Consider the following 1,281-nt stretch of genomic DNA (forward strand, 5'->3'; position numbering starts at 1 on the left):
ATCTCCCTCCATCTCTTTCTATTCTCTACAATGCTTTGATAATCACTAAAGATTAAAGATTTTAGTAATTTAGAAGGTTCATTGACTCCAATGATTCTTCTGGCTTTTTCTAAATAAATCTTATCTAGGGCTTGATCGCTATTTTCTAAAATATCACCTTGAAAGCTTTTATCAGCAATATTGGGTAATTCTCCCTTGTGTTCGCTCCAGCCTCTTTGGTCTAGCTGCTCTTTTGTATAAGCATAGACTCGACATTGGCAGTTATAGCCATTGGGTGGGTAGTTTTCTTTCCAAAAAGGATCATCTCTGTGCTTGATGATCCCATGCATTGCTTTATGCTTTTCTCTTCTGTTGCCATACATAAGACTCACATAACGCAAATACACAGCTCCATTATCAGGGTCAAACTGAGCTTGTTTCTTTCCCTTAGCATAAGCACTTGCCATATTGGTTTCAAAGATAGTTTTCAGGCGTGAAGCACCAATGATGATATGTTTTATTTCGCCCTTGCGTGCTTTTAACAAAATTGAATCAAAGGTTTTTTCAATTTCAAAAAAGGGGTTTTCTTGTTCTTTTAACGAAAATTGAATCAAGGGTTTTTCTATGAGAGGGGAAGGGGGCTCAAATTGCGAAGTCCGCAGCACTTAAATACAAATCTACAAGTTTTTCTTTTCTTAGGAGGGGGAGGGTTCTACTTAGTAAAGCTAGCCCCTCCCCATTCCTAAAACCTACCCCCACCCACTGCACGCAAAGGCAAAAGGCAGAAAACCTCGGATTTAATTGCCTTTGCTCGCCCTCAGCAAGGGTGCAAAAAGACAGATTTAAGACTACAGAAGTGTAGTCGCTGGCTTTTTGCTAGCAAGGTAACAGCGAGCTTCCCCTCCTTGTTTGCCGAAAAAAAGAGTTTTTTCGGGGTTAAGGAGGGGTTAGGGGAGGATAAACCCCTTTTTTGAAAAAAATAAAAAGCTTTTGGATTGAAAAAGAAAAGCAGTCTTAGGATTTCACAAAGAAATCCCAAAACCTCTAAAAACCGAGTTGATGAGAAGCTGTGCTTATCATAACTCCATACTTTAGGAACGCAAGAGGGTTTTACCATCTGTAGTGGTCTTAGGATTCTTTAGAATCCCAATTAAATAAAAATGAAAAGGATAAAAAATGTTTCAAGGACTCAACGCACAAGCCATCACAGGGGGAAATGTCTTTATCAATGGTATAGGGAGAATTGGCGTATTAAAATCTGTCGAACTCCCTACTTTAGAGAGAGATGTTATCGAACAAAAT

1 protein-coding gene is annotated in these 1,281 nt (G+C 38.9%); it reads right to left on the bottom strand.

The genetic code is table 11. The features are described from left to right. Window positions 1-524 (bottom strand): phage minor head protein (locus BKH46_RS09260; RefSeq protein WP_172402630.1); only part of this gene is annotated, 524 nt, incomplete at its 3' end. Window positions 525-1,281 lie beyond the last annotated feature (757 nt).

The sequence above is a fragment of the Helicobacter sp. 12S02634-8 genome (assembly GCF_002272865.1).
In the GTDB taxonomy this organism is placed as follows: Bacteria; Campylobacterota; Campylobacteria; order Campylobacterales; family Helicobacteraceae; genus Helicobacter_J.